Here is a 15,223-nt window from a genome sequence, read left to right as displayed (position 1 = left end):
TAGTAAGGTGAGGTGGTGTGAATATGGATCAGGAAGCGGGCTTTATGGCAAATTTCATTAATAGTTATTTTATCGCGCTCGGTGTTTTGTTCGGCGGTGCGCTGATCGGCGGCGTCGGCGCTTATTTATCAGGCGAGGCTCCGCTTACAGCGATTACGAAACTGGCGAACAGGCTGAAAATCTGGGCGCTCGTTGCGGCCATCGGAGGGACGTTTGACGCGGTGTACAGCTTTGAAAGAGGAATTTTAGAAGGGAATACGCGAGACATTTTCAAACAGCTTCTTTTGATCATCTCAGCCATGGGCGGCGCCCAAACCGGCTGGCTGATTATTTCATGGCTGACCCAGGAGAATATTTCATGAGAATTCCCGAGTATTATAAAAAACCGGGGTGGCAGCGTTTTTTTGCGGGGATGATGTGCGGCGCCGCAGTCAGCTGGCTGTTTTTCCTGTTTACATACGGAACGTTTCAGGAAGAGCAGGTGACGATAATCGAAAAACAGCAGGAGCATATGCGAGATTTAAAGACTCAGATTTCCATCTATCAGGAAGATCTTCATAAATTAAATGAAGACAATAAAAAAAGGCTGCTGATCCAAAGTGTTGATATTAAACTGCTTAACGGCGAAAAATATAAAATTTCGCAGCCTGACAAAATGAAATTCGAAGAGCATGTAAAAGATAATATCTCTGAGGTCATCACAAAAGATATTGAAAGTGTGTATAAAACAAAGGAGCTTTTAAAACGGACGATTGAAAACAAAGTGTACACCATAAATGAGAAGGAATACAAAGCTGAGGTGAAAGAACTGACGATTTACACGAGATTGTCTGTCGAAATTAATATTTCTTTTGCGACGTAAATATGTCATTTTTAAAAATTTTCCAAAGATCTGTCGCTTTTTTCTCCGCTTTTTTATAAACTGTAAGTGAGACATTTTCAATGAATCTGAAGGGAGGAAGGGAAAATGGAGGTTTTTAGTGAACGACGATTAGCAAAGGATCACGCAGACCGAATCAAACAAGGCTATTCCGCATATGCAGAAACAGACACACTCGCTTCCCTCATAAAAAAAGAACTCCAAATCTATAATCTCCGCGTCTATGAAGACCTGACTGAATTCGGCTGCTGGTTCATCCCCTTGACAGATGAACACTAAGAAAGAGGGTCTCCCCTCTACTTGTGTTCGTTACATAACTCTTCCAGATCAGCCAAAATCGGCTCGGTTTCGTCCCAGCTGTAGATGGACGCGCCGGCTGCGAGCGGATGCCCCCCGCCATTGTATTTTCGGGCAATTCCATTAATGACCGGTCCTTTTGAGCGGAACCGGACTCTGATTTGATCGTCTTCTTCTACGAAAAACACCCATGCGCGAATACCTGAAATATTTCCAAGCGTTCCGACAAGCTGCGACGCTTCAGAAGCGGTTGTCCCATATGTCTCCAGTATGTCTTTCTTAATGAAAACGGAAGCAACGCCGTTTTCAGACAATGACACATTTTGATAAATAAAGCCGTTCAGCTTCACCACATTCAATTTTGTTTCATACAATTGATTAAATAGCTCCGAGGATGAAAATGGGAACTCAATGAGCTCTCCCGCGTATTTTAATGTCTTTTTTGTTGTGTTCGGGAATAAGAAGCGTCCCGTATCACCGACGATACCCGCGTAGATCAGCTCAGCTGCTTTCGTGTTCAGTTTCCAGCCGTGCTGCTTTCCTTCCAGGTACAGTTCATAGATCATTTCGCTTACGGAGCTTGCATTCGTATCGACCCATATAAGATCGCCATACGGATCTTCATTTGGATGGTGATCTATTTTCATGAGCTTTGCGCCGGAATGGTAGCGCTGATCGTCGACACGCCCTTGATTTGCGGTGTCACATACGATGACAAGAGCATCTTTATATGTTTCGTCATCCACCTCATCGAGGGAATATAAGAAAGACAAGGACGGCTCAGGCTGTCCGACGGCAAAAATATTTTTTTCAGGATACGTTTCCCGCAGGATTTCCGTAAGGCCGCACTGTGATCCGTAAGCGTCTGGGTCAGGCCTCACATGTCTATGTAAGATAATGGTGTCATATAATGATATGGTTCTGATCAGTTCGGATTTCATCTTTTACTCCTTTTTGTTTTTATTCATTTAATCATACTCTTTGCTTACGGAAAAGGAAAATCTTTCGGCAAGACAGGTGTAACGGTTTCGTAAACTCATACAATGGAGGATTTCATTTATGCTGGTTTTTGTTTTTCTCATCGGGCTTTCTGCCTGCTTTTACATCTATTACAAAGTAAAGGGCGTTCGGACAAAACGGGCGCTGGAAAAGGAATGTTTTTCGGCTAAATCTAGTATGGCGTTAGGCGCGCTGGTGCTGCTGTACGGGATAAACCAAATGATTTTATTTCATTCAGTCTTAACCCTCGTCATCGGCGGCGTCTTCATTTTAATAGGGGCAGGCAGCGCATGGGCTGGGTATAAAGCCTATAAACATTATGAACCCATCCATGCAAAAGAAGCGGAGAGGGACCACGCGTAATGAAGGCCAAGGGACCTGACAGCGTCCCTTAACTTCTCTCCATCAGCTGCACCATCAGCATCGCTTTTGATACGATGCCGCTTTGGCTTGACACTTCCACTTCCATTTTTCCGAACTTTCGGCCGGCTTCGAGAATGCGCGGTTTTACTTCAATGACAGATTCCATCTGGACGGGCTTTAAGAAGAAAATCGTAATGCTTTCAATCACCAGCTCTCCGCGTTTGCGCGAGCGCAAAAACCGGCTGGCGGCCTGCGTTAAAATGGTCGTAAACACCCCGTAAGAGATCGTCCCAAGCTGATTGGTCATTTGCGGCGTTACCTCATATTGATAGACAGCCGGAGTCTGTTTATCATCTTCCTCATCTTTAAATCCTCTTGAAACGATATCATCGAGCTTTTCCCCGACCTGGGGCTGCTTTTGAACCATTTGAAGCGCTTTTAAGACATCCTGACGGCTGATCATGCCGATCAGCCTGTGATGCCCGTCAGTAACCGGAAGCACTTCGATTCCTTCCCACACCATCATTTGAGCCGCCGAGGCAACCGACGTTTTTCCGATCACTGTGACCGGATTTTTCGTCATTACTTTTTCAATCGGCACAGACCGGTCATGTCCGGCGATATCTTTTGAAGTCAGAATCCCGTGAATTTTCATATGCTGATCGATGACCGGAAAGCGGCCGTGGCCGGTTTCAAAGTTTTTTTCGTACCATTTTTCCAGCTTATCCTTAGGAGAGAGCGTGACCGTTCTTTCTGCCGGCGTCAAAATGTCTTCCACAAGCACAATTTCTTTTTTAATCAGCTGGTCATAGATTGCCCGGTTTATCATCGCCGCAACCGTAAAGGTATCATAGCTCGTGGATAGAATCGGCAGCTCCAATTCATCGGCAAGCTGAATGATGCTGTCATCGGTGTTAAAGCCGCCGGTTACCAATACAGCCGCGCCTGCCTCAAGCGCTTGACGGTGGGCGTTGATTCTATTTCCAACAATTAATAGGTTCCCCGCCGCCGTATAGCGCATCATCGCGTCAAGCTCCATCGCTCCGATCACAAATTTATTTAATGTTTTATGGAGGCCCGCCCGTCCGCCGAGCACCTGGCCGTCTATTACATTGACAACCTCTGCGTATGTCAGCTTTTCAATATTTTCTTTTTTCTTCTGTTCAATGCGGATCGTCCCCACACGTTCAATCGTGGAAACAAAGCCTTTATTTTCGGCTTCCTTTATGGCTCTGTAAGCCGTTCCTTCACTGACTTTCATCTCTTTTGCAATTCTTCTGACCGAAATTTTCTCACCGACAGGCAGCGAATCTATGTAAGATAGTATTTGTTCATGCTTTGTTGCCAAGCCTTTCACCTCTAAGGACAGTCTTCTGTTTTTATTATAAGGGTACGGGGGATTCATTCGCAATGAGGCGTCCGAAAAAAGACGGCCTCACCAAAAAACCTTCTGAATGCGTTGATTCAGAAGGTCAGTTTATGTTCGTTCAGACGTCAGACAAGCTCAATTGACTCGCCGGCCGCCATGACTTTGCCGACGCCGCCCGGCAGGCTTTCAGCGAAAGCGTCAGGGTCTTGCTCAATGACAGGGAAAGTATTGTAATGAACGGGAACCACCTGTTTCGCTCTCAGCCATTCAGCTGCAAGCTTCGCGTCCTCCGGCCCCATCGTGAAGTTGTCGCCGATCGGCAGAAAGGCCAGATCAATGTGGTTTAATTCCCCGATCAATTTCATATCGGAGAACAGCGCCGTATCACCGGCGTGGAAAATGGTTTTTCCGTCGATTGTCAATAAAATTCCCGATGGCATTCCCGTGTATGTGATGGTTTTATTTTCTTCATCAGTGACGGCTGATCCGTGGAACGCCTGCGTCAGTTTAACTTTGCCGAAATCAAATTGGCGCGAGCCGCCGATATGCATCGGATGAACATTTAAACCCTTAAAGCCGAGATAAACAGCCAGCTCGTTCGGTGCGATGACAAGCGCATCATTTTGTTTGGCAATTTGCTCTGTATCTCCGACATGGTCATTGTGCCCGTGAGTGAGCAGGATCACATCCGCTTTGACCTCTTCCGGCTTCAGGTCAGTCAGGCTGTTTCCGGTTAAAAACGGATCGAAAATAATGTTATGCGTTTTTGTTTCCACATGAATGACAGAATGTCCGTAATACGTCACTTTCATCGGTTTTTCACCTCATTAAAAATTTTGTGTTTATCAAGTTCCCTTTTTGACAAGCCGAAAAACTTACAAGGATTGATGCCTGTTAATCACATTAAGCCCCCCTGTGGCTTCAATGACGGTTCCGGTTATAAGATCGGAGTCTTCCTCACATAAAAATGCGATGATTCTCGCAATATCTTCCCCGGTTCCGGATCTTCCTATCGGCGTATTTTCCTTGCCGATTTTCAGTCTCGCTTCCTCTATGGATGCTTCCTTCATGTCCCCTACGATATCACCCGGACAGACCATGTTGGCCGTAATACCGGATTCAGCCTCTTCAATCGCAATGGTTTTGGTCAGCGAAGCTAAGCCGACCTTTGCAGCTCCGAAAGCGGATCGGTGAAGCCAGCCGGGCGCATGGGCAGCCCCTTGGAAGCCGTATGTAATAATCCGGCCGAACCGCTGTTTTCTCATAACGGGAATGACCGCTTTAAACAAATGAAAAACAGCGCTTAAATTTCCTTCCAGCATGCCGTACCATTCCTCATCTGAGTAATCGGCAAGCTTTTTTCGCTCAAATATGTACGGCCCGGCATTGTTTATAAGGATGTCAATCCTCCCAAACCGCTGAAGGGCTGCATCGGCAATCCGCATCAGATCATCCTTTCGGGTGACATCACCCTTTACGAATTGCAGTCTGTCATGGCACTGGGGATAATCAGCCTTCAGACAAGCGACTGCTTCTTCGTCCTGTCTGTAATTCACCGTGACGGAGAAGCCTTTTTCCAGCAGCATTTCAGTCACTTTCCGGCCTAATCCCTTTGTACCGGCAGTAATTAAAGCATGTCGCACATGAATACCCTCCCCAGGCAACGTCGCCGCTTCCATTAAGTCATTTCTCCCTCTACTTTACTATAAACAGGCGGCAATATCACTTTTTTGCACTTCACTTGGACGAAAAAAAAGCCGTCTGTCCAGACAGCTTAATCTTCAGAAGGCGAAGCGGCGGCTTCCTCCATTCCGACATAACCGCTTTGGTATGCCTCTGAAATGAGCCGGGCCGTTTCTTCGCTTTCTTTTTCATCATAAATATAACGTTCTTGTTCTTTGCGCATGCCTTCTACCTCCCATCAGTATAGATGTAGGGTGTCTTGTATGACGGGAAATTATGAAGGAAATTTTAACATATTAACAACCTGCGCAAGCTTTTGCTTTTACGAGTGCCTGCTCTACCTGTTGAAAGCCCGTTCCGCCGGCGCTCATTCTTTTTTCCACTGCATGGTAAGGATCGAGAACAGTGTAAATATCCTCCTCAAAGAGACTGCTGGCCTGAAGGAAATCTTCAAACGCCATGTCGCTTAAATAGATGCCTTTTTCAATGCAGGTGTACACAAGCTTTCCGACCACTTCATGAGCTTCCCTGAACGGCATGCCCTTTTTCGCTAAATAGTCCGCAAGTTCAGTCGCGTTTGAAAAGTCTTGTTTCGTTGCCTGTTTCATCGTGTCTTTGTTCACAGTCATCGTTTGAATCATGCCTGTGAAAATCTGAAGGCTTCCTTCGACTGTTTTCACAGTATCAAACATGCCTTCCTTGTCTTCCTGCAAATCTTTGTTGTAAGCGAGCGGCAGTCCTTTCATGATTGTAAACAGCCCCATCATATCGCCGTAAACACGGCCTGTTTTTCCGCGGATCAGCTCCGCCATGTCAGGGTTTTTCTTTTGAGGCATCATGCTGCTGCCCGTCGCGTACGTATCATCCAGCTCGATGAATTTAAATTCCTGTGAGCACCAGAGGATGATTTCTTCAGAGAAGCGGGAAAGATGCATCATCAGCATGCTGCTGCTGCTTAAAAACTCTAAAATGAAGTCTCTGTCACTGACGCCATCCAAGCTGTTTTCGTAAATGGAATCAAATCCGAGAAGCTCCGCTGAATAGGTGCGGTCAATCGGAAACGTGGTTCCGGCAAGGGCCCCGCAGCCGAGCGGCGATTTGTTAATCCGCTTCATGGAATCGCGGAATCGCTCTTTATCCCGTTCCAGCATCCAAAAATAAGCAAGCAGATGATGGGCGAATGAAATCGGCTGGGCGCGCTGCAAATGCGTGTAACCCGGCAGAATCGTCTCAATATTGGCTTCTGCTTTTTCAATCAGCGCGTGCTGGAATTGTTCGATCAGCCCGATGATGTGAGAGACATGATTTTTCAAGTATAAATGCATATCTGTCGCCACCTGGTCATTCCGGCTTCTTCCGGTATGAAGCTTGCCGCCGAGCGGTCCGATTTCATCGATCAGCATTTTTTCAATATTTAAATGGATATCCTCATAATCAACTGAGAATTCCAGCGTCTCATCTTCTGCTTTTTGCAGGAGCGTTTGCAGCCCTTCACGGATTATGCTTTCTTCTTCTTCCGTCAGGATGCCGCATTTTTTCAGCATTGCCGCATGGGCGAGAGACCCTGTAATATCCTCTCTGACTAGGTTTTGGTCGAATGTGATAGACGCGCCGAACTCATCGACCCATTTTTCCGGTGTTTTTTGAAACCGGCCTCCCCAAAGCTTTTTCATGCTTTAATCTGCTCCTTCTTATTTACGATGCTGTTCACTTTGGTCGGCAGTCCCCAAAGCTCGATAAAGCCGATTGCTGCGTGATGGTCAAAGGCATCGTCTTTTGTATATGTGGCAAGCTTTTCATCATACAGAGAAAATTCCGACTTACGCCCTTCTACAATGGCGTGGCCTTTAAACAGCTTGACACGCACAACGCCTGTGACATGTTTTTGTGTTTCTTTTAAGAAAGCAAGCAGCGCGTCTTTTAACGGTGAGAACCATAAACCGTTGTAGATGATTTCAGACAGTTTTTGTTCGATTGCCGGTTTGAAATGGGCCACTTCTTTGACCAGCGTCAAATCCTCAAGCTCTTTGTGCGCCGTAATCAGCGTCATGGCGCCCGGGCACTCGTATACTTCACGGGACTTAATGCCGACAAGGCGGTTTTCCACATGGTCGATACGTCCGATACCGTGTTTACCGGCTGTCTCATTCAGCTTAAGAATCAAGTCGGAAAGCGGATAGGACACGCCGTCGATTGAGACGGGAACACCTGCTTTAAACGCGATTTCAATGACCTCCGGAACATCCGGTGTGTTTTCAAGAGGCGCTGTCAGGTCGTATGCCCCTTCAGGCGGCGCCGCCCACGGATCTTCTAATATCCCGCACTCATTGGCGCGGCCCCATAGGTTCTGGTCAATCGAATAAGGGCTGTCAAGATTGATCGGAATCGGAATCCCGCGGCTTGCAGCGTATTCAATTTCCTCTTCACGCGACCATTGCCACTCACGAACCGGAGCAATGACTTCCAGATCAGGATTTAATGATTTAATGGATACTTCAAAACGGACCTGATCGTTTCCTTTACCCGTGCAGCCGTGCGCTACCGCCACTGCGTTTTCTTTTTCCGCCACTTCGACGAGTTTTTTCGCGATTAACGGGCGGGATAAGGCAGATACGAGCGGATATTTCCCTTCGTACATCGTGTGAGCCTGCATAGAAATGAGCGCGTAATCTTGAGCGAATTCTTCTTTTGCATCAATAACGTATGAGTTTGACGCGCCTACTTCCAGCGCTTTTTGCTGAACAAATGCCAAATCCTTTCCTTCACCTACATCTAAGCAGCAAGCTACAACATCGTATCCCTGCTCTTGAAGCCATTTTATCGCTACAGAGGTATCAAGCCCTCCTGAATATGCCAATACAACTTTTTTTTGATCTGCCATGTTAAAAGCTCCTTTTGTATAAAAATTAGTTTAAATTAATAAAAATGCATTTTGTATGTATACACTGTAACAAGTAAATTCTGTTTTTTCAAGCTTTTTATAAAAAAAACTTCACCCATTTTTATGAGTGAAGCACAGCCTTCTTTATTGATTTATAAGTCTTTTTGAATCTCTCTGATAACGTGGGGCAATTCGGGGATAATCAGCTTATTCATTGCAAGCCTCACGGCGCCGGAAGAGCCCGGCGTGCAGAAGACTGCGGTGTTATGAATAACTCCCGCGGCCGCTCTGGACAGAATGGCGGCCGAGCCGATATCCTCTGTATAACTCAGCATCCGGAACAGCTCGCCGAAGCCGGGAAGTTCTTTTGAAAACAGCGGCGTGACCGCTTCGATTGTGACATCCCTTTTTGCAATGCCTGTCCCTCCGTTCAGCAGCACCGCATCTGTATATTCATCCATACAGCCGGATAAAACGGCTTTTTGCAATTCATCTTTCTCGTCTTTTACGATTTCATAAGCGACCGTTTCCAATCCTGCCGCTTTGAGCAAATCCATCATCATACGCCCGCTTTTGTCTGTCTCTTCCGTTCTCGTGTCGCTGACGGTAATGATCTTGCAGCGAACGGTTGCAGGAGCTTCCTGTTTATGTTCATGCACGCTCATGTTTTCACCTCTTAACCGATTATGTATGAAAATATCGTAACGTTTTCTGTTACGGCATTCAATAAAAAAGCACACCCGGAGGATGTGCTTTTTTGATGATTATTGTGCTAAACGGACAACGTCACGCGCGATCATGACTTCTTCATCAGTCGGAATGATCATAACTTTTACAGGAGAGTGAGGATAGCTGATAAACGCTTCCTCGCCGCGTACATTGTTCAGTGCAGGATCCCAATAAACACCCATGAATTCTAAGCCGCGAAGTACGCGTTCTCTGACTTCAACGCTGTTTTCACCGATACCGGCAGTGAAAATAATCGCGTCAACACCGCTCATTCTCGCAGCATAAGAACCGATGTATTTATGAATTCTGCTCGCGAACACTTCAAGCGCAATTTCCGCTCTCTCATTGCCTTCTTTAGATGCTTCGACTATGTCGCGAAGGTCGCTTGAGAAACCGGACACGCCAAGCAGTCCGCTTTTTTTGTTTAATGTGTTTAATACTTCATCAGCAGTCTGATCTGTTTTTTCCATAATATACGGAATTAAAGCAGGGTCGATGTTTCCTGAACGTGTTCCCATCGCCACACCGGCTAACGGTGTGAAGCCCATTGATGTATCAATCGATTTTCCGCCTTCAACGGCTGCGATACTTGCACCGTTTCCGAGGTGGCAGGAAATCAGGCGCAAATCTTCAAGCGGACGGCCAAGAAGTTCAGAAGCGCGCTGTGTAACATATTTGTGAGATGTGCCGTGAAAGCCGTATTTACGGATGCCGTATTTCTCATAGTATTCGTAAGGCAGGCTGTACAGGTAAGACTGCTCAGGCATCGTTTGGTGGAACGCCGTATCAAACACTGCCACTGCAGGCACATTCGGAAGCACTTCTTTGAAGGCTTTAATGCCGACGATGTTAGCCGGGTTGTGAAGCGGCGCAAGTTCTGAAATGTCTTCGATTTCACGGATTGTCTCATCTGTCAGTAAGACAGAATCACTGAATTTTTCTCCGCCGTGAACGACACGATGGCCGATTCCGTCAATTTCATTCAAATCTTTTATAATGCCGAATTCAGTCAGTTTGTGAAGCAGCATTTTTACTGCAACCGCATGATCCGGAATATCTGTTACTTCTGTATTTTTTTCGCCGTTAACAGTGATGGTGAAAACGCTATCGGCGATACCGATCCGTTCTACTAAACCTTTTGTTAACACCTGTTCTGAAGGCATTTCGAAAAGCTGAAATTTTAAAGATGAGCTTCCTGCGTTAATTGCAATAATTTTAGACATAAATGACGCTCCTATCAAAATTCTTCTTCGTTACTTCGTTCTTTTTTCCCAGACCCTTAAATGAGTCCAAAAAATATCTGACTTTTCCATTTAAACATTGTCAACTCAGCATTTCAAGTCAACATCCTGTTTGGTACCGCTTACAATATGAAGTCGATATTTTCTGATAAATATTTGCTATGCCATATGGATCGGACGGCCTGAAGAATTTTTTCTTTTCTTCCTTAATTTGTGTTGATCATATGTTTTCCATTCATTTAAAAAAACAAAACAGTTTAAGGGTACATCCCTTAAACTGTTTATTTATCGCTTATTTTTCATTTTGAAACCATTGATCCAATTTTGCCATCATATCCCGCATGGCCTGCTTGTTCGCAAAGGAAGGCAGACTGGCCAGAAGCGTTTGCTTCGGCGGCTTTGCAGTTTCTCCTTTTTTCTGCAAAATTAAAATACTTTTTGCCTGGGCCTCATCTTTAAACATGGAAGCCGGCAGCTGAAGGAGTGCGTTGATATGGACTTTTTCTGCAAAAAACTGCTTCAGCTTATCGCTTTGAGCACTGTCAAACAGATGGTTCGGTATCATAAAAAACAAGTATCCGCCCGGTTTTGTATGCTTGACGCTTTGTTCAATAAACAAATGGTGAGCAAATGAGTGCCCTTCATCCGCTTTCAGCTCATACGCGGCAGCTCCTTCATCATTCGGGTAATAGCCGACGGGCAAATCACAAATCACCGTGTCAACGGGATCGATAAATAACGGCTCAAGGCTGTCCTGACAAAACAGCTCCATCTCTTTTTCCTGCAGGTTTGCCTGAGCGTAAGCAATCTTTAACAGGACATCATCAATTTCAATCCCGAAGCTTTTTGCCATTTTGTCAGAAAGCTGATTTGCCGCTGTGAGCAGGAGATTTCCGGTGCCGCAAGCGGGATCTAAAAGTGTCAAGCCCTTTTGGCCGCCTGTGAATTTATTCATCAGGTAGCTGATGAAAAGGCCGATCGTATCGGGGGTCATTTGCCTGTTCGGATGAGATTTATCTTTCAGCCCTTTTAAGATGGCGAGCTGAAATGCTTTACGCACCCATTCATGTTCATACGTTCTGAAATCCGCCTTTTCCAGCAGATTTTGAAGCTGTTCGGCATGTTTTTCTTGCACCGGGAGCTGTTCGGTTTTTTCAAGAAAATACATTTCTCCCGCTTCTGCAAGCCCTTCAATGTATGACAGCTGCAAGCCGTCAGCGATGACTTGAGCCGCTTTATCTAAAAGTTCATAAATCTGACCGACATGGTCGTTTTGCATTCTGTTTCCTCCTTGCCATGAAAAGAGCTCCGCGGCAGCACCCGGAGCTCTTTTACACCTCTTTACTTAATTAACGCTTTTGCAGCTTCGATAGGCTTTTCATAATTCGGGTGGTTTGTGGCTTCGCTTACGTATTCCGCATAAACGACTTTTCCGTCTTGGTCAAGAACGAATACGGAACGGGCCAGAAGACGAAGCTCTTTAATGTAAACGCCGAACGCTTCACCAAATGACATATCTTTGTGGTCTGATAACGTTTCAACTTTGTCAATTCCGTTCGCTCCGCACCAGCGCGCTTGTGCAAACGGCAGGTCTGCGCTGATCGTATAAACGTTCACATCGCCCAGTTTTGCAGCCTCTTCGTTAAAGCGGCGTGTCTGTGCGTCACATACCCCTGTGTCAATTGAAGGAATAACGGAAATGATCGTTACTTTCCCTTTCATGTCAGCCAGCGTTTTTTCTTCTAATCCGTTTGTCAGCACCGTGAAATCAGGGGCCTGGTCACCCGGCTTCACTTCTTGTCCGATAAGCGTTACCGCTCCGCCTTTAAATGTAATGTCAGCCATTATATTTCCTCCCTTTTCTATGTATAGCTCTATCATAGTCGAGTTTTATGTAAACTGCAAAGGTTATGCCGCATCGTAAAAAAAGCTAACTGCGGGCGGCAGTTAACTTTTATGTTATAAATCAATATCCGTCATTTTTTGATTCCGGCCTTTTTCATTTTTCTTAAACATATGCTGGATCCGTTCAATCGTTTGGGGCGCGGAGTCTAAAAGTTTATCGATCAGATGGGTGTTTTCATCTAAATGAAGCATTCTTACGCCGTTTGTTCCGACAATCAGAAACGCGATCGGCGTTATAGATACGCCTCCGCCGCTTCCGCCGCCGAATGGGAGCTTCTGCTCTTTTCTTTCATCGTCCTCAGATCTTTTTTCGGCCGGCTTTCCGCCAAATTCGCTCCCGCCTGCCGCAAATCCGAAGCCTACCTTTGAAACTGTTAAGATGACGCTTCCGTCAGGCGTTTCAACAGGATCTCCAATGATTGTATTGACGTCAATCATTTCTTTTAAATTTTCCATAGCGGTTTTCATTAAACCTTGAATCGGGTGGTCTGCCATGTGCGCTCCTCCTTAAACTGATGAATCATTCTTTGAAGTAACCGGAACCGGCTGTTTCTTTCGCAAGATGGAAAGTCCGTTCCGCCCGTATTTGAGCAATTTGAAAGCTGCAACTATAAGATGTCCAAAACGGAAAAAGAATATACACTGAAAATGCGTCTTGGAAGCAGGCACTTGAAATGAAGGAATGACTTCGTACACGGGTTTATATAAAAAGCGCAGATGGTCATAGAGCATCGCTATCAGTCCGCCCTTTATTGCCCACACGCCTCCGGCAGCGATACCCGTGGCAGCCGCGTCTTTTATCCCGATCACTGTCACCCACTCTAATTTCGTCACACGGATGCCAGCCAGAAAAGAAGCGCCGATTTCCTTCATTCTGACGACTTGATGCAGAATCATTTCAATTCGGCGAATGCTTTGCTTGACGTCTTCGTATGTTATCTTTTTCTTCTCATCTTTTTGGCCTTTTATTTTAGATTCCGTGTCCTGTCTGACATCAATCGACGCATCTTCTTTATTCACTTTAATGACGGGCACCGTTTTTTTGATACGGATCAGCCCGAATAATGCCGACATTCTCAAGGTCAATTTGTCATTATCTTTATCGTGCAGATATTCGAATGTCAGATGGATTTTCATTCTCATGAGCAGCCAGACCGCAATGAGAATGAGAACAGCTGCTGCGGCATATCCCATAAGCTTCACATCCTCAGCAAGCATTATCGCCAAATCAAAAAAAAAATAAACCCGGACTTTTCTCCGGGTTTACTGCTTTTATTTGCGGTACAGTTTTTCATGAACGACGGCTGTGTCGGCAATAAGATCGTGAATTCCCTGCTTTTTAGGAGTAAACGCAACGACAGCGTAAAGAATCCAAATTTTATCAATATAACGGCCGACCGCTTCTCGGAAAATGACGGTGCCCCATGTCAGCCGTTTGCCGCCTGTGAGAGGAATGACCTTTAATCCGAAGACCATCTTGCCGAGTGTCTGATGAAACCATTTCGTCATGAGCACAAAATAGGCGAGATAGACGATTAAGGTTGTCACAGAGTACGCTGAAACCGTGAACATTCCGCTTGTTTTCGGGATGTTCATCAGGGTGAACACCGGGGAAACAATTAAGTGGTTAAGGCCCCAGATCACAAGCCAATCGAGAAGAAACGCCCAGAACCTGATCCAAAAGCCTGCATACGCCGGTTCAAGCGGCCTATGGTGTTCGGCTTCCGCTTCTTTGCTTTCAAAGCCTTCGTAAGTCGCGTCCATTTTTTCTCCCCCCCCCTACTTTGCATAGAGATACATCATTCGCGGCGAACCGGATTGTGAAATGAGTTCTTTCATATTCAGAAAATCAAGCTCGCTTTTAAACATTTTGTTCGCACTCATAGAGAAGAGCGAACCCAATCCGAAGCCTTCTTCATAAGTAACGACTGAAGCATTTTTCATATTTTTATGGTCTTTTTTCATCGCGCTGATTGTATCATCATAAAAACCCAGCTCATCGACGAGATGGAGTTTTTTCGCTTGTCTGCCGTCATAGACCCGGCCGTCTGCGATTTTTTTGACATCGGTTTTTGACATATGCCGGCCTTTTGAAATGACATCTACAAAACCTTCATACGAATTGTCTACCATCGTCTGCATAATCTTTTTTTCTTCCTTGGTCATCTCGCGGGTCGGGGACATGATGTCTTTATGGGCCCCGCTTTTGATGGTTTCAAACTTAATCCCGAGCTCATCGGCGAGCTTGGAGTAATTCACGCTTTCCATGATCACTCCTAAAGAGCCTGTGAGCGTTTCCGGAGAAGCATAAATTTTATCGGCTGCCGTTGATATGTAGTAGCCTCCCGACGCTGCCATTGAACCCATGGACACGTATATCGGCTTCTTCGTTTCTTTCTTTACTTCTTCAAGTTTTTTATGTATCTCTGCACTTTCATATACGCCGCCCCCCGGCGAATTGACTTTCAGGACAATGCCCTTGACGCTTTTGTCGTCCTTTGCCCGCTCAATATGCTTTAAGAATGACCGGTGATCATACCCGCCTGAGCTGAGCAGGCTGCCTGACTCGCCGTTGTCCTCAATCGTTCCGTCCACTTCAAGCACGGCGATTTTGCTGCCGGGGCTGCCCTCATCCAGCGTCACTTCCTCCGATTCATCGGTCAGCGAAGCGAAGTCAGGCCCAGTATCGCCGAAATTCTTCAGCACGCCGACGGTCATGCTGGCAATCACTGATACGCCGAAGATGCCGATGGCGATGACGAGCGCAATCCATCTTTTTGCATTCATTTGTTTCCGCCTCCTTTTCTATCACTAATCGTACGTTCCCCCGTAAAAAAGGTTTCATCTTTTTATGAAACGGCTTTCACTTAACGGAT

Annotated in this window: 19 protein-coding genes; 4 read left to right on the top strand and 15 right to left on the bottom strand. The window is 45.8% G+C overall.

Annotated elements, in window-relative coordinates; translation table 11 throughout:
* Nucleotides 1–23 precede the first annotated feature (23 nt).
* From ytrH to AXI59_RS06990, 3 genes are all read left to right on the top strand, one after another.
* Nucleotides 24–362, top strand: coding sequence for a sporulation membrane protein YtrH (ytrH, locus tag AXI59_RS07000; protein WP_061523086.1), 339 nt, complete (start codon nucleotides 24–26; stop codon nucleotides 360–362).
* Nucleotides 359–862 (top strand): sporulation membrane protein YtrI, encoded by a 504-nt coding sequence (ytrI, locus tag AXI59_RS06995; protein WP_061523087.1) that lies wholly within the window; start codon nucleotides 359–361, stop codon nucleotides 860–862. The genes ytrH and ytrI overlap by 4 nt, the downstream gene beginning before the upstream one ends.
* A 105-nt stretch (nucleotides 863–967) precedes the next feature.
* Nucleotides 968–1,159 (top strand): YtzJ family protein, encoded by a 192-nt coding sequence (locus tag AXI59_RS06990; protein ID WP_061523088.1) that lies wholly within the window; start codon nucleotides 968–970, stop codon nucleotides 1,157–1,159.
* A gap of 17 nt (nucleotides 1,160–1,176) precedes the next feature.
* Here the strand turns inward: AXI59_RS06990 and AXI59_RS06985 are convergent, their stop codons facing one another.
* On the bottom strand, nucleotides 1,177–2,118 hold the full coding sequence (locus tag AXI59_RS06985) for a DHH family phosphoesterase (protein WP_061523089.1): 942 nt from the start codon (nucleotides 2,116–2,118) through the stop codon (nucleotides 1,177–1,179).
* Nucleotides 2,119–2,236: 118 nt separating this feature from the next.
* On the opposite strand from AXI59_RS06985, the gene AXI59_RS06980 reads away from it, so the two are divergent.
* On the top strand, nucleotides 2,237–2,539 hold the full coding sequence (locus AXI59_RS06980; RefSeq protein ID WP_061523090.1) for a YtpI family protein: 303 nt from the start codon (nucleotides 2,237–2,239) through the stop codon (nucleotides 2,537–2,539).
* Nucleotides 2,540–2,567: 28 nt separating this feature from the next.
* Here the strand turns inward: AXI59_RS06980 and AXI59_RS06975 are convergent, their stop codons facing one another.
* From AXI59_RS06975 to sppA, 14 genes are all read right to left on the bottom strand, one after another.
* The gene (locus tag AXI59_RS06975) at nucleotides 2,568–3,887 is read right to left on the bottom strand and encodes a CBS domain-containing protein (RefSeq protein ID WP_061523091.1); all 1,320 of its coding nucleotides are present in this window, start codon (nucleotides 3,885–3,887) and stop codon (nucleotides 2,568–2,570) included.
* 146 nt (nucleotides 3,888–4,033) lie between these two features.
* The gene (locus AXI59_RS06970; protein ID WP_061523092.1) at nucleotides 4,034–4,720 is read right to left on the bottom strand and encodes a metal-dependent hydrolase; all 687 of its coding nucleotides are present in this window, start codon (nucleotides 4,718–4,720) and stop codon (nucleotides 4,034–4,036) included.
* A gap of 63 nt (nucleotides 4,721–4,783) precedes the next feature.
* On the bottom strand, nucleotides 4,784–5,551 hold the full coding sequence (locus AXI59_RS06965) for an SDR family oxidoreductase (protein ID WP_061527779.1): 768 nt from the start codon (nucleotides 5,549–5,551) through the stop codon (nucleotides 4,784–4,786).
* 131 nt (nucleotides 5,552–5,682) lie between these two features.
* Entirely contained in the window at nucleotides 5,683–5,814 is a 132-nt protein-coding gene (locus tag AXI59_RS20620; protein ID WP_268250555.1) for a hypothetical protein, read from the bottom strand.
* A 73-nt stretch (nucleotides 5,815–5,887) separates the two neighbouring features.
* Nucleotides 5,888–7,264 carry an argininosuccinate lyase gene (gene argH, locus AXI59_RS06960; RefSeq protein ID WP_061523093.1) on the bottom strand — a complete coding sequence of 459 codons (1,377 nt, stop codon included), beginning with the start codon at nucleotides 7,262–7,264 and terminating at the stop codon, nucleotides 5,888–5,890.
* On the bottom strand, nucleotides 7,261–8,472 hold the full coding sequence (locus tag AXI59_RS06955; RefSeq protein ID WP_061527745.1) for an argininosuccinate synthase: 1,212 nt from the start codon (nucleotides 8,470–8,472) through the stop codon (nucleotides 7,261–7,263). Before AXI59_RS06955 ends, argH begins: the two co-directional genes overlap by 4 nt.
* 152 nt (nucleotides 8,473–8,624) lie before the next feature.
* Entirely contained in the window at nucleotides 8,625–9,137 is a 513-nt protein-coding gene (locus AXI59_RS06950; RefSeq protein WP_061523095.1) for a MogA/MoaB family molybdenum cofactor biosynthesis protein, read from the bottom strand.
* Nucleotides 9,138–9,236: 99 nt separating this feature from the next.
* Nucleotides 9,237–10,424, bottom strand: a complete 1,188-nt coding sequence (locus tag AXI59_RS06945; RefSeq protein ID WP_061527744.1) for an acetate kinase — start codon at nucleotides 10,422–10,424, stop codon at nucleotides 9,237–9,239.
* A 310-nt stretch (nucleotides 10,425–10,734) separates the two neighbouring features.
* On the bottom strand, nucleotides 10,735–11,721 hold the full coding sequence (locus tag AXI59_RS06940; RefSeq protein WP_061523097.1) for a class I SAM-dependent methyltransferase: 987 nt from the start codon (nucleotides 11,719–11,721) through the stop codon (nucleotides 10,735–10,737).
* A 62-nt stretch (nucleotides 11,722–11,783) separates the two neighbouring features.
* Nucleotides 11,784–12,287: a thiol peroxidase gene (tpx, locus tag AXI59_RS06935; protein WP_061523098.1), complete on the bottom strand. Its 504-nt coding sequence runs from the start codon at nucleotides 12,285–12,287 to the stop codon at nucleotides 11,784–11,786.
* Nucleotides 12,288–12,401: 114 nt separating this feature from the next.
* Entirely contained in the window at nucleotides 12,402–12,842 is a 441-nt protein-coding gene (ytfJ, locus tag AXI59_RS06930) for a GerW family sporulation protein (protein ID WP_061523099.1), read from the bottom strand.
* A 12-nt stretch (nucleotides 12,843–12,854) separates the two neighbouring features.
* Nucleotides 12,855–13,541, bottom strand: coding sequence for a DUF2953 domain-containing protein (locus AXI59_RS06925; protein WP_061527743.1), 687 nt, complete (start codon nucleotides 13,539–13,541; stop codon nucleotides 12,855–12,857).
* 78 nt (nucleotides 13,542–13,619) lie between these two features.
* The gene (locus AXI59_RS06920) at nucleotides 13,620–14,111 is read right to left on the bottom strand and encodes an RDD family protein (RefSeq protein WP_061527742.1); all 492 of its coding nucleotides are present in this window, start codon (nucleotides 14,109–14,111) and stop codon (nucleotides 13,620–13,622) included.
* Nucleotides 14,112–14,126: 15 nt separating this feature from the next.
* On the bottom strand, nucleotides 14,127–15,134 hold the full coding sequence (sppA, locus tag AXI59_RS06915) for a signal peptide peptidase SppA (protein ID WP_061527741.1): 1,008 nt from the start codon (nucleotides 15,132–15,134) through the stop codon (nucleotides 14,127–14,129).
* Between the last annotated feature and the right edge of the window lie 89 nt (nucleotides 15,135–15,223).

This window comes from Bacillus nakamurai, assembly GCF_001584325.1.
Lineage (GTDB): Bacteria > Bacillota > Bacilli > Bacillales > Bacillaceae > Bacillus > Bacillus nakamurai.
This window is presented reverse-complemented; position numbering and strand designations above follow the sequence as displayed.

Coding starts and splice junctions, on each gene's coding strand:
- ytrH (WP_061523086.1), top strand. CDS start 24: ATGGATCAGGAAGCGGGCTTTATGGCAAATTTCATTAATAGTTATTTT.
- ytrI (WP_061523087.1), top strand. CDS start 359: ATGAGAATTCCCGAGTATTATAAAAAACCGGGGTGGCAGCGTTTTTTT.
- AXI59_RS06990 (WP_061523088.1), top strand. CDS start 968: ATGGAGGTTTTTAGTGAACGACGATTAGCAAAGGATCACGCAGACCGA.
- AXI59_RS06985 (WP_061523089.1), bottom strand. CDS start 2,118: ATGAAATCCGAACTGATCAGAACCATATCATTATATGACACCATTATC.
- AXI59_RS06980 (WP_061523090.1), top strand. CDS start 2,237: ATGCTGGTTTTTGTTTTTCTCATCGGGCTTTCTGCCTGCTTTTACATC.
- AXI59_RS06970 (WP_061523092.1), bottom strand. CDS start 4,720: ATGAAAGTGACGTATTACGGACATTCTGTCATTCATGTGGAAACAAAA.
- AXI59_RS20620 (WP_268250555.1), bottom strand. CDS start 5,814: ATGCGCAAAGAACAAGAACGTTATATTTATGATGAAAAAGAAAGCGAA.
- argH (WP_061523093.1), bottom strand. CDS start 7,264: ATGAAAAAGCTTTGGGGAGGCCGGTTTCAAAAAACACCGGAAAAATGG.
- AXI59_RS06955 (WP_061527745.1), bottom strand. CDS start 8,472: ATGGCAGATCAAAAAAAAGTTGTATTGGCATATTCAGGAGGGCTTGAT.
- AXI59_RS06950 (WP_061523095.1), bottom strand. CDS start 9,137: ATGAGCGTGCATGAACATAAACAGGAAGCTCCTGCAACCGTTCGCTGC.
- AXI59_RS06945 (WP_061527744.1), bottom strand. CDS start 10,424: ATGTCTAAAATTATTGCAATTAACGCAGGAAGCTCATCTTTAAAATTT.
- AXI59_RS06940 (WP_061523097.1), bottom strand. CDS start 11,721: ATGCAAAACGACCATGTCGGTCAGATTTATGAACTTTTAGATAAAGCG.
- tpx (WP_061523098.1), bottom strand. CDS start 12,287: ATGGCTGACATTACATTTAAAGGCGGAGCGGTAACGCTTATCGGACAA.
- ytfJ (WP_061523099.1), bottom strand. CDS start 12,842: ATGGCAGACCACCCGATTCAAGGTTTAATGAAAACCGCTATGGAAAAT.
- AXI59_RS06925 (WP_061527743.1), bottom strand. CDS start 13,541: ATGGGATATGCCGCAGCAGCTGTTCTCATTCTCATTGCGGTCTGGCTG.
- AXI59_RS06920 (WP_061527742.1), bottom strand. CDS start 14,111: ATGGACGCGACTTACGAAGGCTTTGAAAGCAAAGAAGCGGAAGCCGAA.
- sppA (WP_061527741.1), bottom strand. CDS start 15,134: ATGAATGCAAAAAGATGGATTGCGCTCGTCATCGCCATCGGCATCTTC.